The organism is Collinsella sp. TF11-5AC, assembly GCF_003436775.1.
Classification (GTDB): Bacteria; Actinomycetota; Coriobacteriia; order Coriobacteriales; family Coriobacteriaceae; genus Collinsella.
This window is the reverse complement of sequence record NZ_QSQO01000009.1, coordinates 45,202-66,403: the sequence shown is the minus strand read 5'-3', so window position 1 is coordinate 66,403 and position 21,202 is coordinate 45,202. Positions and strand designations below refer to the sequence as shown.

Sequence of the window (21,202 nt, the reverse complement as noted above, 5' to 3'; positions counted from 1 at the left end):
TAGCGCGTATGAATGTTAACGCGAATTACCCCGCTACTTGTCGTCATCGTCCATGGAACCGTCGATGCCGGTTTTGGTGTCGTCATCCGTGTTGGAATCGTCATCCTTGGCGAAGGGGTTCTTGAAAAAGCCTGTCGCATCGGGCTGCAGGTCCGAAAGCTTGATCCAAGGATTATCGAGGTCGGGCTTGGGCATAGCTTTAGCCTCGGGCGCAGTCTCGTTACCGATGAGCTCGGACTCATAGATGAACGTATCGTCCCCAAGCGCGTCGTAGGCGGCGACCGGGTTGCCCTCGGCATCGCGATACGGCGTGCCCTTAAACACAGCGCCGTCATAGGCCACAAGTTGGCGGCCGGTCTCATTCTCGAAGTAGTACACGAAGATACCTTTGAGGGCCGCACACAGCGGGATAGCAATAATCATGCCGATGGGGCCCATGAGTGCCGAGCCAATAACGAGCGCCGTGAGGCTCATGATGGGATGCACCTGCACCGAGCTCTGCATGACCTTAGGCGAAATCACGTTATCGGTGACGTTTTGCGCAACCATCGTCACGATGAGCGTCCATAACGCCAGCATAGGGCTGAACATAAAGCCGAGCACCGTGGCGATCGCCGCACTCACCCAGGGACCGACAACCGGAACCAGGTGCATAATGCCGGTGAAGATGGCCATGAGTGCTGCATACGGATGGCCGATGATCGTAAAACCAATAAAGGCAAGAAAACCGCCACAGATCGATGTGATGACCATGCCACGCATGTAGCCGCCGACCGAACGCGAAAGGATGGCCACCATAAAGCGGTACGAGGTCTCCTTTTCCTGCCCGATGATGGTGCAGACCTCGTGGTGCATGCGGGGATAATCGCAGGCAAGCCAGTAGGCAAGCACCAGACCCAGGAAGATGACGAACAGCTGCGAGGCCGTGTTGGTAATGAGCGGAAACACACCGCGGCCGAGCTCAGCAGCGATTTGCGAGACGTACTTGGACGCTACGGTAACCAACGAAGAAAGATTGTCGTCCAGATACTCCTTGAGCGGCGTGTTGTTGAGCGTCTTAGCGTGCGAGAGCATCTCGTTGAGATCGCCACCCGCAACACGAAGCTGCTCGGGCAGGCGGCTCAGGACTTCCATGATCTGACCAAAAAGAATCGGCGACAAGATGCAAACGACACCGACGAGCACGGCAACGACCACAATAAGCGCGACAAGCGAACCGATGCCGCGATTCACGCCATGGTGCTCGAGCCAGTTGGTGATCGGGGACATCACAAAAGCGATGATAGAACCGACGGCAAGAAACTCAATAACCGGTGCCAGGATGCCCATAAGGTTAAAGATTACGGCAGCGATGACAATGCAGCCGACGACGCCCCAAATGCGCAGCGTCAGAATGCGGGTATCGCGAAGCGTGCGGTCGATTTGTTGGGGGTGCTCACTCATGAACGAATCATCACTCCGTCGGGGTCGATCTTATCTTGAATCTTCTTAAGGGTACGGCGCAGCAGGCGCGAGACCTGCACCTGCGAGATGCCCAGCTTCTTGGCGATCTCGATCTGGGTCATGCCCTTAACGAAGCGCAACTCGATAACCTCGCGCTCGCGCGGCGAGAAATCGCGGATGGCTTCCTCGATTACCAGGCGGTCATCGGTAAAGTCGAGCTCGTTGTCGTCGTCGGCATAGCGATCGAGAATCGAAGGCGCATCATCGGAATCGGACGCACCGGGGGCCTCGATGGGCACCGAGGTGTAGGCCGAGGAGGACTCCATGGCTTCGAGCACCTCGTCGACGGTCACGTCCAGGTATTCGGCGATTTCCTCAACCTTGGGCGAACGCTGCAGCTCGTTGGTGAGCTTATCGGTAGCCTGGTTGACCTTGGCCGAGAGCTCCTGCAGGCGACGAGGCACGCGCACGCTCCAGCCCTTGTCACGGAAGTGACGCTTGATCTCGCCCAAGATGGTGGGCGTGGCAAACGTGGTGAACTCGAGTCCGCGCTCAGGGTCAAAGCGGTCGATTGCCTTGAGCAGGCCCAAATAGCCAACCTGCATCAGGTCGTCGAGCGGCTCGCCGCGATTCTTAAATTTGTTGGCAAGGAACCTTACCAGGTTCATATGGGACATGACGAGCTGCTCGCGGGCGTCCGGATCACCGGTCTCCTTGTAGCGACGAAACAGCTCGCGGGTTTTCTCCTTGTCCCAAGCGGTCTTGCCGCTCCGGGAACGTTCGGTCATATTAGATATCCGCCTTGAGATCGAGGGAAAGCGTCAGGGGCGCCGCAGTCTTTTCGTAGGAATCGCACACGCTTGCGAGGATGAGCTCGGCATACACCGCAGCCTGGTCGTTTTCATCAACCGTAGCCTGGTCTCCAAAGGTAATAGTCATGCCAACGTGAGTCTCATCAACATCGAATTTGATGGTGATGTCGTCGCAGTCGACCGCGGTGCACCCAAAGATGAAAGCCTCCTCGGCAGCCATGCGGATGTCCTCGATGCGATCGACAGACATGGAGCACAGGGCACCAACGTTAGCTGCCGTCATGCGCACAAGGCGAGCGAGACGCGGGTCGCCGGCAACGGTCAGCGTGATGGGGCAGGTTGCTTCGCTACTCATCGCAGGACTCCTCAGAGGACTCGGCGGGCGTATAGGTGTAATACTGAGCCGTCTTGGCTGCGGGCTTCTGAGCCGCATCCGCACCATCGGCGGCCTCGTCCTCGGCCTCACCGATCAGAACGCGCTCGATAGGCTGCTCGGCCTCGGCGGCGGCAGCGGCTAGCTTACGATCGGCATCGGCTGCAGGAGCCTTCACCTTATTGAAGAGCTTCTGCACGGCGCCGGCCGCAGAATCTGTCACGCTCGATACGGCATTACTGGCCTCGGCCATACTGCCCGTGACCTCGGAGATGTCGCGAACGACCGCCTCAACCTCAACGAGGTTGGACGTCAGGGCGTCAACTGCAGTCTTGCTCGACTTGAGGAGCGGCTCCATCTGGGCAAGTGCCGGCGTAAGCTCGTCAACAGCGCCATCAAGCTTTGCCACCACGGGCTGCGCCTCGGCAATCGTATTGTTGAGGTCAGTTACCGTCTTGTCGAGCGAGTCGACAACGGTGCGGGTTTTGCGCAGGGTGAGCGCAAGCTCAACGATAGCCCACACGCCGGCAACGGCGAGCAGCAGCAAGGCGATTTGAATGGGACTCATACAAGCCTCCCAAAGGAATCGAAATACAGACGTTATTCATGGTACCCCAAAGGGGACAGAAGATTCCCAAAAGCCTACTTTGGCGCCCTGCCGCTACGGTCGCGCTCGCTTTGCTCCACACGCCATTCTTCCCAACCGCGGCCGGCAGGCTGCCAAAAGGCACCACGCTCCAGGCCTTCGGGCAAATAGCGCTGGTCGACCCAACCTTCGGGATAATCGTGTGGGTACTTGTATACACCGTACTCGTCGCTGCCGGGACGGTGACGATCGCGAAGATAACTGGGCACCTCGCGCAATCCGCTACTATGGATATCGGCCAGCGCCGCATCGATCGAAGCCTCGCACGCGTTGGATTTAGGCGCCAAGCACACATAGAGTGCAGCCTGAGCCAGGTTAATTCGGCACTCGGGATAGCCAATGACCTCGGCAGACTTAAACGCGGCTTGCGCCACCAAAAGTGCCTGCGGATCGGCATTGCCAACATCCTCAGAAGCCTGAATCATAATGCGGCGGGCGATAAACTTAGGATCCTCCCCCGCGTCGATCATGCGCGCGAGCCAATAGATCGTGGCATCGGGGTCGCTGCCGCGCATGGACTTGATGAACGCACTGATAATGTCATAGTGCATGTCACCGTTTTTGTCATACGAAAAACCGCGGCGCGGGTTGGCAATCTTCACGTCATCGACGGTGATGGGATAACGCTCCCCCGCCGCCGGCGCTGGCGTCCCTTCGGTATCGGGACGCGTGACGGCAATCTCGCTCGCCAGCTCGAGCGTCGTCAGGGCAGAGCGCGCATCACCCGCGGCCAGCGTGCAGATAGTCTTGACCGTATCATCATCGGCAGAAAACTTTCCGTTCAAGCCCTGTGGTGCCTCGAGCGCACGCTCAATAAGCGTGGCGATATCCTCATCCTTCAGATGTTCAAGCTCCACCACGCGTCCGCGCGACAACAGTGCCGAATTGACCTCGAAGTACGGGTTCTCGGTCGTGGCGCCGATCATAATGACGGTACGGTTCTCAACCGCATGCAGCAACGCATCCTGTTGCGACTTCGAAAAGCGATGAATCTCGTCGATGAATAGAATGGTGCGACGGTCGTAGGTATTCAGGCGCGTCTTGGCCTCGTCAATCACGCGGCGCAAGTCCTTCACGGTGCCCGTCACGGCGCTGACCTCGACAAACTCGCTCTTGGTATGGTTGGCGATAATGTGGGCCAGCGTCGTCTTGCCCGTACCGGCCGGCCCGTACAGAATCACGCTCGACAGCACGTCGTGCTCGATCGCGGCACGCAACCATGAGCCCTTGCCGACGGCCTTTTGCTGGCCCACATACTCATCGAGCGAATTGGGGCGCATGCGAACCGCAAGCGGCGCATTCTGAAAGGAACGCTCGCGCGTCGAAACAGAAAAAAGGTCGTCCATAGCCATCCCGTGCATCATTCAAAAACGTTTTCCACTAACAGTATACCGAATTTATACGAACTACCGTTCGTTAATATAGGTACGGTGCGGAAACTTTAGACCCGGGAACAGCTTGCTCGTCAGCTCGCAGAAATAACCGTCCGTCATGCTCGCGATATAATCCACCACGGCTTGGTCCTTGTCGTCCTGCCAGGCATAGGCGCGATCGTAGTAGGAAAGCTGCTGCTCAATGCGCGAAATATGGTGCTTAAAGATGTAAGAGGACTCGTCGCCACTGTTTAGATCCCACAGGCAACGGTCGTAGAGCTTTACGAACGCCTCGCGCAGCTCCGCCTCGGAATCGCCTTCGATACCGCCCTTGCTATAGATCTTCTCGTAGTTCTCGTGCTTGGCTCGGCGAATTTCCTCAAACAGGTCCTCGCTCATCTCGATACGCGGCTTACCATAGCTGTGCTCAACGATATCGATGGAGGCATGCGTTAGGATCCAACTGTTGTAGGCGCCGCCCCGGCCATCATCAAAAGCGTCGGGCGAAAGCAGGCCCGCCGCGATCGCATCCTGACGGTCACGACCGACGTAGGCAAGAATATCCGAGATGCGAACGACGCAGCCCTCGAGCGTCATGGGACGCAGGTGCCCAATGGCGCCATAGCCCGTGGCGATGCAGTCCTCGACCGCCTGATCGAACTGGTCAAAGGAGCCCATATCCGACAATTCAAACACGCGCTGCTCGTACTCGCCGTTATGGCATAGCACGCCGTCGAGCGTCTGGAGTGACACGTTGCGGCCGTACAGCGCGTCGAGCACGCGGACCGACTGCACGTTATGGAAAAAATAACGCCCCGTACGCTCATGATAGATATCGTTGAGGAAGCGCTCGCCGGCATGGCCGAAAGGCGTGTGTCCCAAGTCGTGGCCCAGGCCAATCGCCTCGATCAGATCGCAATTGAGCCCCAGGGCGCGACCGATATCGCGCGCAATGCGGGAGACAAGCTGCACGTGCAAACCGCGGCGTGACAGATCGTCATTGCTACGGAAGCTAAAGACCTGCGTTTTGCCTGCATAACGGGTGTACGCCGGAAGATGAAGTATCTTTTCGGTATCGCGCATAAACGCCGGACGCATAAGCGTGCCTTTGTCGGAGGCGCGATCAATACGACGAATGACCTGATCGTCGTTGCAACGATACGGGTTAACATAGCCCGAAGCACGATCGGTGGCAATGCGCTCGAAAAGTTCGGGCGACAACGCCGAGGGAATACGGTCCATGCGCGCCTTAATGACGGCCGTTTCTTGATTAGTTGCCATGGCATGCTCCTTAAGAAGGATGCGCAATCGGTTACAAAGTGCAGCCCACAACCTCGATTATGGCAAAAATCGGCACCAAAAACGGGAGCAATGGCAGGGAGCGCGATTTTGTGATGAGGCAGGAGAGGGCAAGGACCAGGAGCGCGGCGGCAAATGCCACGATGCCACCCATAGGGTCGAGCGTGCAAAGCGCGAAGAGTGCCTTGGCATCTCCCATGCCGATGCCCGGGATTTGGCGAAGACGACGCCAGAGGGACTCAGTCAGAACGAGGGCAAGATACACGATGACGGCAAGACCTGCGTGGTCAAGCGTTGTGTTCAAACCGAGGTCGAGCCAAACGCCCGCAAACGCCGCCACGGCGCACGCGCCAGCAAGCTCATTGGGAAACCGCCGCTCACGGGCATCAACCACCGCACCGGCAAAGACGCAGATCCAAAAGGGAATATAGACCATTGAACACCTCCCGGGGCAGTCACTCAAAAGCAGAAACCACCACAAAGGTGCCTGTCCCCTTCGTGGTGGTTCTGGTCGTGGTTACTTGGCGCCCTGCATGACCTCGTCGAGGGTAACATTAACGGCGTGCTGCGTGGGCACCCAGTCGACCTTCAGGAACAGCGCGGCAACCGTGATGGGGATATAGCTGAACATAAAGATCGGGAAGGTAAACAGGTTGGTCACCAGGCGCCACTTTTGCGCGCAATGGATGTGCTTGTACTCGAAGATAGTCGTGAGCAGCGCCAGGATAAAGAAGGTCTGATACATCATGACGAAGGTCATGATGAGCGAAGCGGCACACGCCTGCATCTCGACCTCGGTAGCCAAAAAGCCATGCGAAAGACCACCGACGATTAGGAACGTGGCGTTGGCGAGCATCGAAATCAGCGATAACAGCATACCAGGGGCAATCGTCATAAACATGTCGTAGGCGGCAAAACGATGATAGCGGAAGGTCGACTTGACCAGATGCTTACCGTAGGTAAAGAACACCTGGTAGAAACCCTTAGTCCAACGCATACGTTGCTTCCAGGACGCCTTAAACGTCACGGGCTGCTCGTCAAAGAACTCCGCCGGCGCATAGCCAATACGAATGCCGTGAATAGCGCAGAACGTGGTGAACTGAATATCCTCGGTCAGCGTATGGAACTGCCAGCCGTGCATGCCCTCAATAACGCTAGCCGAGATAAGGTAGCCCGAACCCGATACGGCGCAGGACGTCTTGCAGATGTTGCGCGCGTTGTTGAGAAAACGCGCCTCGCGCAGATACCAAGTGGCATTCGCTGCCGAGATCCACGAGCTTCCGAAGTTCTTGGAGTTACGATAGCTCGTGACCACATGGAAGCCCTGGTCAAAGGCATCATTCATCTTGGACACGTAATCGCGGGCGATAACATTATCGGCATCGAAGATAAAGTAACCTTCAAAGGTGTCGGGATACTCGTTAAGGATACGGTCGAAACCAAAGTCCATGACCCAGCTCTTGCCTTTACGGGCCAGGTCGTTTCGCTCGTACACGACAGCGCCCGCCTCGCGCGCGAGCTGCGCGGTGTTATCGGTGCAGGCATCGGCGACGACAAAGACCTCGATGAGCTCGGACGGATAATCCTGGTCCTTGATGGAGCGAACGAGGTTGGCGATAACGGCCTCCTCGTTGTGTGCTGCAATAAAGAAGGCATACCGGTGGAGCTTTTTGGCCTTGGGAGGCGCGACCTCGCCGCGGAGAGCACCGATGACAAAGAAGACCACCTGGTACAAGAAGCAGACCGTGAGCAGCGTGACGACAATCTGGTTGAAGATCACGATGGGTGTGTTGGTTTGTAAAAAGGCGAGCATGCAGGCTCCCAGGAACGCATTACGTAAACAACCGTATATCTTACCGCAGGCTAGGGGCGTTCAAGAAACCACCTAATACCGACTAGGCTTCGAGAAGACCGAGCTGAGGAACGATCTCGTCGCCGGCAGCGGTGCGACCAAGCGAGCGCGGGGCCAGGTCGTCAAGAACCGCAGCGAGATCCCACGGCAGCTCGTCGCGGCACTCAATGCGCTCCCCCGTCACGGGATGGTCGAATGCGACGCGCCAGGAATGAAGGAATTGCCTGGTCAGCCCCTGATCGGCGCGTGCATCGCACTTGCCGTAGAGTGGATCGCCCACGCAGGCGTGGTTGATATGGCGCATATGCACGCGTATCTGATGCGTGCGGCCCGTAAACAGGTGGCACTCGACGAGCGTATAGCCGTCGTCAAAACGCGTGGAATCGAAGCGCTCGAGGACCTTAAAGGTCGTAATGGCCTGGCGCGCGAAAGGATCGTCCGAAACCGCCATCTTGACACGGTCACGCGTAGAACGGGCAATGCCGGTGTTAATGGTGCCCTCATCCATAGCGATATGTCCGTGAACGAGCGTAATATAGCGGCGGTCGAGCGTGCGCGTACGGATAAGATTTTGGAGCGCGCGCTGGGTGTCGTCGTCCTTCGCCGCAAGCATAAGGCCCGAAGTGTCGCGATCCAGACGATGCACGATGCCGGGGCGATCCTCGCCCTGCACGGTGCCCAGATGGTCAATACCGCAGTGATAGACCAGGGCATTCGCGAGCGTACCGCTCTCATGACCATGCGCAGGATGGCACACCAGGCCGCGCTGCTTGGAGAGCACGATAAGGTAGTCGTCCTCGTAGCGAATATCGAGGGGAATGGCCTCGGGAATCACGTCGGTCGGGTCGTGCGGCTCGGGCAAATCGACCGAAATACGGTCGCCGGCTCGCACGGCATACTTTTTGGACAGGCAGGTCTCGCCGTTGACGGCAACGGCGCCGCCCTCAATCAGATGCGCGCAGGCAGAGCGTGTGGGACAGCCGTCGTTGGCACCTAGATAGGCGTCAAGACGCTGAGCAGCGGCATCATCGGCAACAAGGATATGGATGTCGGCCATTAGCGCTCATTCCTTTCGCGAATCTTGCGGGCACGCTCCCCACGCTGCTTGGCTTTGCGCTTGGCGCGGGCCTCGTCACGGGCGTTAAGCTCGGCGGTCGCATCGACCTCACGGGCCGCGGGGCTCAAGAACATGTAGCCAAAGAGGGCGAGCACGACGCCCACGGTAATGCCGATATCGGCAACATTGAAGACGGGGAAGTCGATGAAGGTGGTGGCAATAAAATCGGTCACAAAGCCAAAAGCCAGACGGTCGATCGCATTGCCAATGGCGCCGCCCACGACCATAGCCATGCCCACAACCTCAAAGCGAGCAAGCTGGGGCGCGCGAAGCAAGTACACCGCGATCGCAACGATAACGACAAACGCCAGCACGGCAAACGCGAGGCCATGTCCCTCGCCCATGCTAAAGGCAGCACCGATGTTACGCACGAAAAGGAAGTCGATCACACCGGGGATAATAGTCACATGCAGAGCATCGCCGACGGCACGAACCGCAAGCTTGGTCAGCTGGTCAACAAGCAGCACGGCCAACGCCACGCTACCAGCAACACCCAACCGCCAACGCAAAGGCGGCGTCATATCCGCACCACGACCCAAAGAAATCCCCTACCCTCAGATAATCAAATGCCGTTTAACGCAAATAACCATCTTATATTGCCACACGCAGAGCGCACGACACATTCGTTAACGTCAGATAAATAACCAGCATAAAAGAAAGCGGCATTCCGGATAACGGAATGTCGCTTTTCTTCAGCGGAGCAAATGGGCCGAAGGCGTCAAATTCTCCCTATAACTAAAATGCCGAGTTACCGTGCCTTAAAGGGCATTCGCACACCTCTTGCAAATGTGAACGTGGCCGTTGTACTCGCCGACGGTGGTGCGGTAGTTCCAGCAACGGTCGCAGCACTCGCCCTCGGCAGCATCGATGGCAACAGAAAGCTCCTCGCCCTGGGTAAGCTCAACATCGGAGACGATGTAGAACTCGGCCAGGTCGACGGCCTTGTCGCCGGTCAGCAGCGCATACATTTCGGCGGGAACGACCGCCTTGACGCGGACCTGCTGGCTCTTGGTGAAGGTGCCGGCGGAGCGGGCATCCTCAAGGGCCTTGGTCACGACGCTGCGGAGCTCGAGTGAAGCCTCGAGCACGCCCTCAAACTCGTTGGCCTCGTCGACCGTGATGGGCGACTTGTACCAATCGAGCAGCGCGGCGTACTTCTGGTGATCGACGCAGCCGGCGGGCGCATAGGCCATGGCCTCGTCGACCGTGTAGGACAAGATCGGCTGCAGGTCGCGCATGAGCATCGAGAAAAGCTCAGCCAGCACGGTCTGGGCGCTGCGACGCTCGAGCGAACCGGGCTTCTCGCAGTACAGACGGTCCTTCAGGGCGTCGAGATACACGTTGGAGAGCTCGGTAACCACAAAGTCGTAAAGCGCACGGTAGGCGCGCGGGAACTCGTAGCTGGCGTAGGCATCGTCGACCTCGGCCTGGACCTGGGTCAGGCGGGCGACCATGAGCTTGTCGAGCGGCAGCAGGTCGGCAAAGGCGACGCCGTCGGTCTCGGGCTCAAACTGACCCTCGAGCTCGGAGAGCAGGAAGCGCAGCGTGTTGCGGAAACGACGGTAGGCATCGGACGTACGAGCGAGAATCTCGTGGTCGATGGAGACGTCGGAGCTGGTATCGACGGAGGCGACCCACAGACGGATGATGTCGGCACCCATCTCGTCGCAGACCTTGTTGGGGTCGATGACGTTGCCGAGTGACTTAGACATCTTACGGCCCTGGCCGTCGAGGGTGAAGCCCTGCGAGACGACCGCCTTGTACGGAGCGTGGCCGTTGGCGCCCACCGAGGTGAGCAGTGAGCTCTGGAACCAACCGCGGTGCTGGTCAGAGCCCTCGAGGTAGACGTCCGCCGGGTACTCCAGCTCGGGACGGTACTCGCAGACGGCCTTCCAAGACACGCCGGAGTCCCACCACACGTCAAGGATGTCCTTATCAGCCTTGAGGTGATGGCCACCGCACTTGGGGCAGACGCAGGCCTCGCCCAGATAGCTCTCAGGAGCGTCGGTGAACCAGGCGTCGGAGCCCTTCTCGTGGAAGAGCTTGATGACGGCGTCGAGCGTGGCGTCGTTCATGACCTTCTCGCCGCAGTCGGCGCAGGTGTAGCTGGGGATAGGCACACCCCAGTTGCGCTGACGGCTGATGCACCAGTCGGGACGCTGCTCGACCATGGCGCCAATGCGGTTGGCGGCGTGGGCCGGATACCACTTGACGTTCTGGCGGACCTCTTTGCCAGCCTGCTCGCGCAAGCCGGTCTTGTCCATCGAGACGAACCACTGGTCGGTAGCACGGAAGAGCACCGGGTGCTTGCAGCGCCAGCAGTGCGGATAGCTGTGCGTGATCTTCTTCTCGAGGACCAGGGTGCCACGCTCGCGCAGGAACTCGATGATGTGCGGGTTGGCCTCATCGGTGTCCATACCGCTGAAGGGGCCGCCGGTGCCAAACTCCTCGCCGGTGTAGAACTTGCCGTCGTCATCGACCGGCATGCAGATGTCGGTGATACCATCCTTGAGGCAGGCAAAGTAGTCGTCGACGCCATGACCGGGCGAGTTGTGGACGATACCAGTACCGTCATCGACACCGACGTAATCGGCCAGCAGCGCCACGCCCTCAACGCCGTCAAAGATCGGCTGCTTGTAGTGGATGTGGTGGAAGGTCTCGGCGGGAACCACATAGGGCTTGCCGTCGACCATAACCGGGGTGTACTCCCAGCCAAACTCCTCGCAGCACTTGGGAGCCAGGTCCTCGAGCATGACCTCGGCACGGCCCTCGTGCTCAACGGCGACATAGGCGGCGCCGGGCTTAAGGGAAACGGCCTGGTCGGAGGGGATGGTCCACGGCGTGGTCGTCCAGATGATGAAGTCGACCGGGCCGTCGAAGTCCTCGAGGCCGGCGGGCTTGGAAGTCATCTCAAAGCGCACGAAGATGGACGGGCTCGTCTCGTCGGAGTACTCAATCTCGGCCTCGGCCAGCGCGGTGTGGCAGTGCTTGCACCAGTGAACCGGCTTGTGGCCGCGATAGATCATACCCTTATCGAACATGGCCTTGAAGACCTCGATGTCGGCGGCGTCATGCTGGTGATAGAGCGTCAGGTAGGGATTGTCCCAGTCGCCGAGCACACCCAGACGACGGAAGCCGGCCTTCTGCAGCTCGATGTTCTCGACAGCGAACTTGTTGCAGAGCTCACGGATCTTAGCCGTGGAGGTCTGGTTGAACTTCTCGGTGCCGAGCTTCTCCTCGACCTTGTGCTCAATCGGCTGACCGTGGCAGTCCCAACCGGGGACATAGGGAACCTCATAGCCCTGCATCATCCAGTAACGGTTGATCATGTCCTTGGAGATCTTGTTCATGGCATGGCCGATGTGGATCGGGCCGTTGGCGTACGGAGGACCGTCGTGCAGCACGAACTTCTTGTGACCCTCGTTCTTCTTCAGAACCTGCTCGTAGACCTTGTTGTCCTGCCAGTCCTTGAGCCGCTTGGGCTCGGACTTGGAAAGACCGGCACGCATGGGAAAACCGGTCTTGGGCAGATTCATCGTCTGCTTGTACTCGTTTGCCACGGTACCCCTTTCTTGTCATGGGCGCACACGCCCGTTGGGCACCAAAAAAAGCGCCCGTCCCTACAAGCTGGGACGAAGCGCCACAAACGGGCTGCACGCCCGCAAAAGCTCTTCGCTTAACCACCCAGCTTAGATGCCCTCGCCCGCGTATTCGCGCGCTCGCATCCGTTACTCGGCTGGTCTGTATCGACGACCATCTCGGCGATGTCTACTAAGACGAACCTGCGCGGCACGTCCGTTGGGACCGCAGCTCCGGGGTGATTTTCATCGGTCGCATGCACGGGTTCTCAGCGCTCCCCGCTCTCTGTAGCATGCGGACGGCCGACTACTCGTCCCCATCAACGCTTATGCGCTGTATGGTAGCACGGTCAACGCCGGCAAAAAACCCTCAACACTGGTTTTATACGTTCGAAATTTCTCGCGGCAGTGAGCCTTCTCTTGGAGCAAAATACCTGAAAGCACTTTATCTAACGAAAGAAGGCTGCTATGCGCACGATTGGAATGAGCGACTACACCGTCGGCGAGGACTGCTTTGACGAGCTGCCCGGCGCACTGGACGAGTACGGAGCGACCAAGGTCGCGATTATCGGTGGTAAACGAGCACTGGCAGCGGCGCTTCCCGGTATCGAAGCGGCGCTGGAGGGCACCGACGTCGAGATTCTGGAGACGCGCGTCTACGGCACCAACAGTACGCGCGCCAATATCGCCAAGGTTGTGAACTCCCCTGCCTGCCAAGAAGCCGATGTGCTCATCGCATGCGGCGGCGGCAAGGCGCTCGACACCGTCAAGACAGCGGCCATCGAGCTCAAGAAGATCGTCTTTACGGTACCGACGATCTGCTCCAACTGCTCGGCCGCGACCGCCATTGCCGTTGTCTACAACGACGACGGCTCGCTCGAGGGCTATTCGTACCCAAACCGCCCCGCGCACATCTTCATCAACCCCAAGATCATCGCCGAGGCTCCGGCGGAGTACTTCTGGGCGGGCGTGGGCGATGCCCTGTCCAAGCAGCCCGAGGTCGAGTACGCCACGAGCGCCGGCAACCTGGAGCACACCGCAGGTCTTGGCCTGGCGCTCGCACACACCTGCTCCGAGCCGCTGTTTACCTATGGCGTGCAGGGTCTTGAGGACGTTCGCCAGAACCTGTCGACCGAAGCCGTCAAGCAGATCGCGCTCGACATCGTGGTCAACACGGGCTATGTCTCCAACCTGACTAACCAAAACGATTACTACTACAACTCGAGCGTGGCGCATGCGTTCTACAACGCCACGTGCAGCATCCCGCGCGAGGGCTCCTACCTGCACGGCGAGGTCGTGAGCCTGGGCGTGCTCGTGCTGTTTGCCTATACGGGCGATACCGAGAACCTTGAGCGCTACGCCGCCTTTAACAAGCAGATGGGGCTGCCCGTGACGCTTGAGCAGGTCGGCCTTTCCGAGGCCGACATCCCCGCCCTGTGCGAGTTCGCGCACGCCACCAACGAGTGGAAGCAGGGAAACCCCGAGCCCTTCACCGACGAAAAGTTCGCCGCCGCCATCAAGGCTGCCGACGCTTACGGCCACACGCTCTAGGACTGGCCCAAAACCACCACAAAGGGGACAGGCACCTTTCTGGTGGTTTTTTATTGCTCCAGCATTCAGTTCGTACTCGAACCCGATTCTTTACGAGAAAGGGTTCGGGTACGTTTTTTGTTTATCGGAAATTCTGCGGAAGGACTACTCGGAACGGTAAACAGGAACGAACAGAGGCAGGGTATCATCGTGGTGATGGTATCCTGCCTTTTGTTTTGCGGGATCAAGGTCGCTTTATGCGAACTTGATCGCCACTTATATGGCGCATTGATGGCAATTGCTTCGTACGTGCATACCGGGAGCCTGTACACCTCTGGCAAGGCATAACACACTAGACTTTGTTCCAAAGTCCGTGTGCTAAGGGGGCAGGCCCCTTAGAATTCCTGTGGAGTGTGTACACACGTACGCAGGAAAACGGCAAAATTTCGCTATATCAGGGCGTTCTTTCATTGGAGAGTATGGTATACACGGCTTAGTTCAACAAATAAGAATTTAGATATAAAGGAGAATATTGATGAAACTGTTTTTATGTTCTCACTTTTCAAGTGTAGGAAGTCTGATAAAGGAAGAAATTGAAAATAAAAGAGTCGCATTTATTTCAACAGCTTCGCTGCGTGAAGGCTACACCGGTTATGTCGGCTCGGCTCGAAAATTATTCAAAAAGTTGGGAGCAATCGTAACTGAAATTGATATTTCAACGGAGGCTTATTCAACGATACAGTCTCTTTTTGAAGATGCGGATGTGATCTATTTTACCGGCGGAAATTCTTTTTTCCTTATAGACCAGCTCCGTAAAACGGGAACGGATGAGCTGTTGAAGAAAGAATTGGCAAAGGGAAAACTGATGATTGGTGAATCGGCAGGTGCGATTGTATGCGCTCCAAGCATCCAATATATCGAGCAAATGGATGAAAAGCCGGAGGACTACTCACAGGAAGATGATGCAGGGCTTGATTTGATTGATTTCTATATAGTTCCGCATTATCTTACAGCACCATTTAAGAAAGCTACCGAGAAAATAATGACTGAGTTTTCGGATTTGAATCTATGCCCAATTAACAACCGTCAGGGAATTGTAATTGATGGTGAAGGTTCAAAGGTTATTTGCAAAGACTAATTTGATAATTCCAGTTTGCTGTACTCGTTCCTAGCAGGGTTTGGGGCGGGCAAGCCCCAACAAGAAGCTGTCCCAAAGGGGCAGGAATGGGAACTGCGGACGATTTCTTGGACCGTTACGCGGCCCTTCCCAGCGCGGAGCGGAACTCGGCCGGCGAGCGGCCACCGAGCGCATCGCTGCGCCTCTCCGTATTGTATCGGCCGATCCAGCCCCCGAGCTCCTCGATGAAGCGGGCGGGGTCCAGTCCGACCAGTCCCTGCCATGCCAGAACTCCTTCTTGAGCAGGCCGAAGAAGCCCTCCATCGCCGCGTTGTCCGGGCTGCAGCCCTTGGCGGACTGGATTGGCTACACTGATGTGGACAGTTCCGGGGGGCGCAAGAGACGAGAGGACCGTGTACGCGTTCCTGCGCGAGGGCCGCGGGGAGGGGCTGCCTGGGTGCGGCGCCTGTCAACTCGGTCTACGTCCTTGATGACCGGGTCGTACTCAATATCAACTTCACGGATGATGCCAAAACGGTCACCCGTGAGGAAGTGTTGGGTTCGAGTGCTATGGACAATGTTCCAGCATGCTGGGATCGAACTCGCTAGCCGGAATCACACGGTACCCGTGGCGCAGCAGCAGGTCGACAAAAATACCGTTGCCCACGGTGAGCGTACCGCTAAAGGTGCCATCGTAGACGCGACCCGCACCGCACGAGGGGCTACGATCCTGCAAGACGCACGCAGCGATCTCGGACGGGCCGCCTGCCTGCTCACACATATCGAGCGCACGTTGGGCACCCAGGCGAAACTCGCGATCGACTGAGACGCCCTCGCAGGTACGGACCTCGCCGCTCACAATCTCGGACGGCTTGCGCGGTGTGGGAAGGCCGCCAAAGACCTCCGGGCATACCAACAGGACCTCGATCCCCGTGCGCTCGCAAGCCTCAACCAGCTCGCGATGGTAATTGTCGAGCCCGTTATACTTGCAGCTCTCGCCCATCAAGCAGGCACTTACCACGATCTTCATATAACAACTCTCCTCACGCAAAATCGCCCCATTTGAGATGGACACTCAAATGGGGCGATTGACACAGCGCAACTAGTGTTACTGCTGCTTTGGCATCAGCGGATTCTCGCGCGTGAGAAGATTCATAAACTCCTCGCCCGTGATCGTCTCCTTCTTGTACAGATAACGAGCCAGCTCGTGGAGCTTAAACTTGTTCTCCTTGAGGATCTGCAGGGCACGATCGTGCGCATCCTCAATCAGCTTGGCGACAATCGCGTCCACACGCTCCGCCGTACCGGGAGCGCAGGTAAGCGACGTGTCCTGGTTGAGGTACGCATTCTGGACGGTACCGAGCGCCATCATGCCAAACTCATCGGACATACCAAAGCGCGTCACCATGTTACGGGCGAGCTTGGTGGCCTGCTCGATGTCGTTGGCCGCGCCGGTCGTCATCTCACCAAAGATGAGCTCCTCGGCAGCACGGCCACCGCAATAGACGGCGAGCTTGTCCAGCACCTCCTGGCGCGTGGTCAGGAAGCGCTCGTCCTCCTCGACCTGCATGGTGTAGCCCAGAGCGCCGCTCGTACGGGGAACGATCGTGATCTTGGTAACCGGTGCCGAGCCCTTCTGGCGTGCGGCAACGATGGCGTGGCCGATCTCGTGGTAGGAGACGACCTGCTTCTCGTGGTCGGACAGCACCGTGGACTTACGCTGCTGGCCGGCGATGACGACCTCCACCGACTCCTCAAAGTCATCCTGAGTCGCGCGTTTGCGACCCTCGCGGACGGCGCGCAGGGCGCCCTCGTTGATGATGTTGGCCAGATCGGCACCCGAAGCACCGGGCGTGGCGCGGGCGATCGCGGTCAGATCGATCGGGGGCTGCGTCTTAACGCTCTTGGCGTGCAGCTCGAGGATGTTCTTGCGGCCGGTCAGGTCGGGCAGCTCAACGGGGATGCGGCGGTCAAAGCGGCCGGGGCGCAGCAGGGCCGGATCAAGGCTGTCGGGACGGTTGGTCGCAGCGAGGACGACGATACCCTTGTGGTTATCGAATCCATCCATCTCGGTCAGCAGCTGATTGAGCGTCTGCTCGCGCTCGTCGTTGCCACTAAAGCCGCCGCCATCGCGCTTCTTACCGATGGTATCGATCTCGTCGATAAAGACGATGCACGGGGCCTTTTCCTTGGCCTGCTTAAACAGGTCGCGAACCTTAGCGGCGCCGCGGCCGACAAACATCTCAACAAACTCAGAACCAGAAATACTAAAGAACGGCACGCCCGCCTCGCCGGCCACAGCCTTGGCGAGCAGGGTTTTACCGGTACCCGGAGGGCCGACAAGGAGAGCGCCGCGTGGCAGTTTGGCGCCGATCTCCTCGTAGCGCTGCGGCTTCTCCAGAAAGTCGACGACCTCCTTGAGGGACTCCTTGGCCTCTTCCTGGCCGGCGACATCCTTAAAGGTCACGCCCACGTCCTTGGAGGCGATCACGCGCGCGCCGGACTTGCCCAGTCCACCGCCGCCAAAACCACCGCCGCCAAAGTTCATCGACGGACCGTCATCACCCATGGCCTTCTTCATGCGGCGGTTGAGCCACCAGCCAATCAGGAAGAAAATCACCATGGGAAGAATGAGGGTGAGCAGGTAGTAGGTCATCAGGCCCGAGTTCTTATCGGGAACGACCGACTCAAGCGAAGCACCGGACTCAAGCACGCGATCGGTAAAGCCCGCGTCATTCGGCACACCGGTCGTCTTGTAGGCGATATTCTCGTCCTCGCCCTTCTTGGTGTAATAAATCGTGTAATCGTCCGTGTTGTACTCGACCTTGTCGACGCTCTTCTTATCGAGCGCTTTGACAAACGTCGAGTAATCGGTCTTCGTAATCTGCTGCGTGTGACCGATGTTGGGGAACAGAACGGTCGAGAGCACGAGGTAGACGACGAAGGCGATGAGCACGTAGAGGATCATATTCCGTCTACGTTTATTGTCATCCATCTCCATCTGCTTGAACTCCATCTACTGGGGTTGATAATGTTTTCTAGAATACCCAACCCGGACGGCGATAAACCGACGCCGGGCACGAAAGGACAGAGATGGCATCACTGGGAGTCGGCAAGGTTCAAATCTATACGGGCGACGGCAAGGGCAAGACGACGGCTGCGCTGGGGCTCGCGCTGCGCGCCACGGGCTATGGACTTAACGTACTCATGCTTCAGTTTGCCAAGAAGCTGCACTGCGCCGAACATGACGCAGCTCCTCGATTGGGGCTACGCATCGTACAAGCCAACCGCGACACACCCGAAGCCTGCGCTGCACAGATCATGGAGCTGGCGCGCGAGCAGATATCACAGGTCGACGTTCTGATTTTGGATGAACTCGGCGAGGCCATGCGACGGGGCTTTGTGACGCGCGAAGATGTCGAAGCGTTGATCGCGATGAAACCAACCACCACGGAGCTCGTGCTCACCGGCCGCGGCCTGCTGCCCCTCGCCGACCTTGCCGACCTAGTTACCGAAATGCGCCCCGTCAAACACTACTTCGACGAAGGCCTCCTAGCCCGCCAAGGCATCGAATACTAAATGATCCGAAGGGGACGGAGGAAAACGGATCATTAGGCGGTGGCGCGGCCGAGCCAGTTGCCGCTGTGGTGGTAGATGGTAAACATCGTGGCCGTGATGAGCCAGGTTACGGGGTAAACCAGCAGCAGGTGCTCAAGCGACGGATCGAACGGCATAATCGCAAACACCCAGATCACCCTGAGCACGACGGTGCCAAAAATCGTGAGCAGCATGGGCTGCAAGCTCACGCCGGCGCCGCGAATGGAGCCCGACGCATTTTCGATAATCGAGAAGATCGCGTAGAACGGCGCGATGAAATGAAGAATCGTCGTGGTGTACGCCGAAATCGAAGCATCGTCGACAAACAGACGCGACAACGGGCCCGAGAACACCATCAGCACGGCAGAGAGGCCACCGATCAGCGCAAACGAAAGCACGAGCGACGTGTGGTAGCCCTTGCGCATGCGCTCGTAATTACGCGCGCCAAAGTTCTGCGCCGAGAACGTAGTGATCGATACGCCGAGCGCCTCGGTCACCATCCAGATAATGCCATCCAGGCGCCCAGATAGACCCCATGCCGTGGTGACATCGGCACCAAACGAGTTGACCGACATCTGGATCAGCACGTTCGAGATCGAATAGGCAGCCGATTGAAAACCGAGTGGCAGACCGCACGAGATCATACTCTTACAAATACCGCGATCGATGCCGAGCTTAGACAGCGAAAGACGCCATGCACCCGGAGCGCGCATCATGCGCAACACGATCATCGTTGCATTGGAGCAAATGGTCAGCGCTACCGCGATGCCGCAGCCCAGCGCCTCCATATGCAACACAGCAACAAAGATGATATCCAGCACCACGTTAACAAGGCAGCCAGAGGCAATGATCACAGCGGGACCGCGCGTATCCCCCACGGCACGCAGCAGTGCGGTTCCCATATTAAGCAGCAGCGCCGCAACCATGGCGGCAAAATAGCAACGAGCATAGGCCACGCCCTCGGCCAATAGTTCATGCGGCGTGTTCATAAGTACCAGCATGGGCTCAACGAACACTATGCCAAGAATCGAGAAAACGATACCGCCCACCAGCGCGAGCGTCATGGCCGTATGGACCGAACGACTCAATCGCTCATCATCGTGCCGACCAAAATACTGACCGGTAATGACCGCGCAGCCAGCGCCAACGCCAACGCAAAAGCCAATGCAGAGCTCGGTGAGCACCATCGTGGCTTGAATGCCACCCAGCGCGAGCTTGCCGCCAAACTGGCCGACGATATACGTACCAATAAGCGTGTAAGCCTGCTGAAAAAACGAGCTAAAGAAGATAGGGACGCACAGCGACAGCAGCTGTTGCCAAATGACACCCTGCGTTACATCGATAGCCGTAGATTTCTTAGCCACACGCCCTCCCCACCAGCGTACGTCAAACAACAAAACGGCAATTTAAGACCAAAGCCAATACCAGCTTAGCACCGACCGACGTCGGCCGAAACGCCCCGAACCAGAGCCCGGTGCTAACTATCTGCCTAGTGATACAGCCCCGGCTGGTAGTGGTACTCGTTGCTCACATGCGGGCACAGCTGCCAAAAGGCAACAGCGCTTGCCGCGGCCACGTTGAGTGAATCGACCCCATGTGCCATCGGAATACGCACGGCGCGGTCGCAGCCTGCAATGGTCTTGGCGCCCAAGCCAGCACCCTCGGTGCCCATAAAGATTGCCAGGCGGTCAATCTCCTGGAGCGCGGGATCGTCCAGCGACACCGAATCATCCGTCAACGCCATAGCGGCACACGAAAAGCCGGCATCGTGTAGCGCCGCCAGCCCATCATGCGGCCATACGCGCGCTTCGCTGCCAATGCGTGTCCAGGGCACCTGGAACACCGTGCCCATGCTCACGCGGGCCGAGCGACGGTACAGCGGATCGCAGCACGTAGGGCTCACCAAAATGCCATCGACGTTCAGCGCAGCCGCCGAGCGGAAAATCGCGCCGACGTTGGTGTGGTCGACAATGCCCTCGAGCACGCACACGCGCACCGGGCGTTCCCCCGCCGCATCGACGACGCCACCCAAGAACTCGGCTACCGGAATCTGACGTGGACGACGGAATGCCGCGAGCGCACCGCGCGTCACATTGAAGCCCGTCAGCTGCTCCATAAGCTCCATGGAGGCAACGAACACAGGAACCGGACCCGCGCCCTCGCGCACAATCAGGCGCTCAAACAGCGGCATCATCTGGTCGAGCCAGCGCTCGCCCAGAAGAAAGCTCACCGGCTGGTATCCGGCGCGAACCGCACGCTCGATGACCTTGGCACTCTCGGCGATAAAAATGCCCTTCTGCGGCTCCAGCACGCAGCGAAGCTCACGCTCGGTCAGTCGCACGTAGGCATCGAGCCGCTCGTCCTCGAGCGAATCGATTCGCAGCACCTCAACGGCATCAGTCATAGCAGCCAGCCCGCACCCTTCTTTACAGCACATCTATACCAAACGAGGCGACGCTAAGCGC

18 protein-coding genes are annotated in these 21,202 nt (G+C 58.3%); 3 read left to right on the top strand and 15 right to left on the bottom strand.

The window, feature by feature from the left end:
* Positions 1-33 precede the first annotated feature (33 nt).
* The 11 genes from DXD16_RS05750 to ileS all read right to left on the bottom strand — a co-directional run bounded on the left by DXD16_RS05750 (position 34) and on the right by ileS (position 12,451).
* A complete protein-coding gene (locus DXD16_RS05750; RefSeq protein ID WP_117655418.1) occupies positions 34-1,443 on the bottom strand; it encodes an AI-2E family transporter in 1,410 nt (469 codons plus the stop codon).
* Positions 1,440-2,231, bottom strand: coding sequence for an RNA polymerase sigma factor SigF (locus DXD16_RS05745; RefSeq protein ID WP_022094589.1), 792 nt, complete (start codon positions 2,229-2,231; stop codon positions 1,440-1,442). Before DXD16_RS05745 ends, DXD16_RS05750 begins: the two co-directional genes overlap by 4 nt.
* Position 2,232: 1 nt before the next feature.
* The gene (locus DXD16_RS05740; protein WP_055251082.1) at positions 2,233-2,610 is read right to left on the bottom strand and encodes a hypothetical protein; all 378 of its coding nucleotides are present in this window, start codon (positions 2,608-2,610) and stop codon (positions 2,233-2,235) included.
* Positions 2,603-3,196 (bottom strand): hypothetical protein, encoded by a 594-nt coding sequence (locus tag DXD16_RS05735; protein WP_117655417.1) that lies wholly within the window; start codon positions 3,194-3,196, stop codon positions 2,603-2,605. Before DXD16_RS05735 ends, DXD16_RS05740 begins: the two co-directional genes overlap by 8 nt.
* A 74-nt stretch (positions 3,197-3,270) precedes the next feature.
* Positions 3,271-4,620: a replication-associated recombination protein A gene (locus DXD16_RS05730; protein ID WP_233502630.1), complete on the bottom strand. Its 1,350-nt coding sequence runs from the start codon at positions 4,618-4,620 to the stop codon at positions 3,271-3,273.
* Positions 4,621-4,680: 60 nt separating this feature from the next.
* Positions 4,681-5,928, bottom strand: a complete 1,248-nt coding sequence (locus tag DXD16_RS05725; RefSeq protein ID WP_117655416.1) for a deoxyguanosinetriphosphate triphosphohydrolase family protein — start codon at positions 5,926-5,928, stop codon at positions 4,681-4,683.
* 31 nt (positions 5,929-5,959) lie between these two features.
* Positions 5,960-6,382, bottom strand: coding sequence for a prepilin peptidase (locus DXD16_RS05720; RefSeq protein ID WP_117655415.1), 423 nt, complete (start codon positions 6,380-6,382; stop codon positions 5,960-5,962).
* A gap of 81 nt (positions 6,383-6,463) precedes the next feature.
* Positions 6,464-7,759, bottom strand: coding sequence for a glycosyltransferase family 2 protein (locus tag DXD16_RS05715; RefSeq protein WP_117564132.1), 1,296 nt, complete (start codon positions 7,757-7,759; stop codon positions 6,464-6,466).
* 82 nt (positions 7,760-7,841) lie between these two features.
* On the bottom strand, positions 7,842-8,855 hold the full coding sequence (locus tag DXD16_RS05710) for an RluA family pseudouridine synthase (RefSeq protein WP_117564133.1): 1,014 nt from the start codon (positions 8,853-8,855) through the stop codon (positions 7,842-7,844).
* Positions 8,855-9,436, bottom strand: coding sequence for a signal peptidase II (gene lspA / locus DXD16_RS05705; RefSeq protein WP_117564159.1), 582 nt, complete (start codon positions 9,434-9,436; stop codon positions 8,855-8,857). The genes DXD16_RS05710 and lspA overlap by 1 nt, the downstream gene beginning before the upstream one ends.
* Before the next feature lie 237 nt (positions 9,437-9,673).
* Positions 9,674-12,451, bottom strand: a complete 2,778-nt coding sequence (ileS, locus tag DXD16_RS05700) for an isoleucine--tRNA ligase (RefSeq protein WP_369831467.1) — start codon at positions 12,449-12,451, stop codon at positions 9,674-9,676.
* Positions 12,452-12,961: 510 nt separating this feature from the next.
* Here ileS and DXD16_RS05695 point away from each other — a divergent pair.
* Together DXD16_RS05695 and DXD16_RS05690 are read left to right on the top strand one after the other, a co-directional pair.
* Positions 12,962-14,044, top strand: a complete 1,083-nt coding sequence (locus tag DXD16_RS05695; protein WP_117655413.1) for an iron-containing alcohol dehydrogenase family protein — start codon at positions 12,962-12,964, stop codon at positions 14,042-14,044.
* 514 nt (positions 14,045-14,558) lie between these two features.
* Complete coding sequence (locus DXD16_RS05690) at positions 14,559-15,161, top strand: Type 1 glutamine amidotransferase-like domain-containing protein (RefSeq protein WP_117655412.1); 603 nt, start codon at positions 14,559-14,561, stop codon at positions 15,159-15,161.
* Between the two features lie 547 nt (positions 15,162-15,708).
* Here the strand turns inward: DXD16_RS05690 and DXD16_RS05680 are convergent.
* Both DXD16_RS05680 and ftsH read right to left on the bottom strand, forming a co-directional pair.
* Complete coding sequence (locus DXD16_RS05680; RefSeq protein ID WP_117655410.1) at positions 15,709-16,170, bottom strand: DUF523 domain-containing protein; 462 nt, start codon at positions 16,168-16,170, stop codon at positions 15,709-15,711.
* Between the two features lie 78 nt (positions 16,171-16,248).
* A complete protein-coding gene (ftsH, locus tag DXD16_RS05675; protein WP_199408124.1) occupies positions 16,249-18,141 on the bottom strand; it encodes an ATP-dependent zinc metalloprotease FtsH in 1,893 nt (630 codons plus the stop codon).
* Positions 18,142-18,233: 92 nt separating this feature from the next.
* Between ftsH and DXD16_RS05670 the strand changes: the two genes are divergently transcribed.
* Entirely contained in the window at positions 18,234-18,719 is a 486-nt protein-coding gene (locus DXD16_RS05670) for a cob(I)yrinic acid a,c-diamide adenosyltransferase (protein WP_117635135.1), read from the top strand.
* Between the two features lie 32 nt (positions 18,720-18,751).
* Here DXD16_RS05670 and DXD16_RS05665 read toward each other — a convergent pair whose 3' ends face one another.
* On the bottom strand, positions 18,752-20,101 hold the full coding sequence (locus DXD16_RS05665; protein ID WP_117655409.1) for an MATE family efflux transporter: 1,350 nt from the start codon (positions 20,099-20,101) through the stop codon (positions 18,752-18,754).
* Between the two features lie 125 nt (positions 20,102-20,226).
* Complete coding sequence (locus DXD16_RS05660; RefSeq protein ID WP_117655408.1) at positions 20,227-21,141, bottom strand: RNA methyltransferase; 915 nt, start codon at positions 21,139-21,141, stop codon at positions 20,227-20,229.
* Between the last annotated feature and the right edge of the window lie 61 nt (positions 21,142-21,202).

What these genes read in the sequence shown, in the direction of transcription:
- DXD16_RS05660 (WP_117655408.1), bottom strand. Translation starts at nt 21,141, where the DNA reads ATGACTGATGCCGTTGAGGTGCTGCGAATCGATTCGCTCGAGGACGAG.
- DXD16_RS05725 (WP_117655416.1), bottom strand. Translation starts at nt 5,928, where the DNA reads ATGGCAACTAATCAAGAAACGGCCGTCATTAAGGCGCGCATGGACCGT.
- DXD16_RS05710 (WP_117564133.1), bottom strand. Translation starts at nt 8,855, where the DNA reads ATGGCCGACATCCATATCCTTGTTGCCGATGATGCCGCTGCTCAGCGT.
- ftsH (WP_199408124.1), bottom strand. Translation starts at nt 18,141, where the DNA reads ATGGAGATGGATGACAATAAACGTAGACGGAATATGATCCTCTACGTG.
- DXD16_RS05740 (WP_055251082.1), bottom strand. Translation starts at nt 2,610, where the DNA reads ATGAGTAGCGAAGCAACCTGCCCCATCACGCTGACCGTTGCCGGCGAC.
- DXD16_RS05735 (WP_117655417.1), bottom strand. Translation starts at nt 3,196, where the DNA reads ATGAGTCCCATTCAAATCGCCTTGCTGCTGCTCGCCGTTGCCGGCGTG.
- DXD16_RS05690 (WP_117655412.1), top strand. Translation starts at nt 14,559, where the DNA reads ATGAAACTGTTTTTATGTTCTCACTTTTCAAGTGTAGGAAGTCTGATA.
- DXD16_RS05720 (WP_117655415.1), bottom strand. Translation starts at nt 6,382, where the DNA reads ATGGTCTATATTCCCTTTTGGATCTGCGTCTTTGCCGGTGCGGTGGTT.
- DXD16_RS05695 (WP_117655413.1), top strand. Translation starts at nt 12,962, where the DNA reads ATGCGCACGATTGGAATGAGCGACTACACCGTCGGCGAGGACTGCTTT.
- DXD16_RS05680 (WP_117655410.1), bottom strand. Translation starts at nt 16,170, where the DNA reads ATGAAGATCGTGGTAAGTGCCTGCTTGATGGGCGAGAGCTGCAAGTAT.
- DXD16_RS05750 (WP_117655418.1), bottom strand. Translation starts at nt 1,443, where the DNA reads ATGAGTGAGCACCCCCAACAAATCGACCGCACGCTTCGCGATACCCGC.
- ileS (WP_369831467.1), bottom strand. Translation starts at nt 12,451, where the DNA reads ATGAATCTGCCCAAGACCGGTTTTCCCATGCGTGCCGGTCTTTCCAAG.
- DXD16_RS05730 (WP_233502630.1), bottom strand. Translation starts at nt 4,620, where the DNA reads ATGGACGACCTTTTTTCTGTTTCGACGCGCGAGCGTTCCTTTCAGAAT.
- DXD16_RS05715 (WP_117564132.1), bottom strand. Translation starts at nt 7,759, where the DNA reads ATGCTCGCCTTTTTACAAACCAACACACCCATCGTGATCTTCAACCAG.
- lspA (WP_117564159.1), bottom strand. Translation starts at nt 9,436, where the DNA reads ATGACGCCGCCTTTGCGTTGGCGGTTGGGTGTTGCTGGTAGCGTGGCG.
- DXD16_RS05745 (WP_022094589.1), bottom strand. Translation starts at nt 2,231, where the DNA reads ATGACCGAACGTTCCCGGAGCGGCAAGACCGCTTGGGACAAGGAGAAA.
- DXD16_RS05670 (WP_117635135.1), top strand. Translation starts at nt 18,234, where the DNA reads ATGGCATCACTGGGAGTCGGCAAGGTTCAAATCTATACGGGCGACGGC.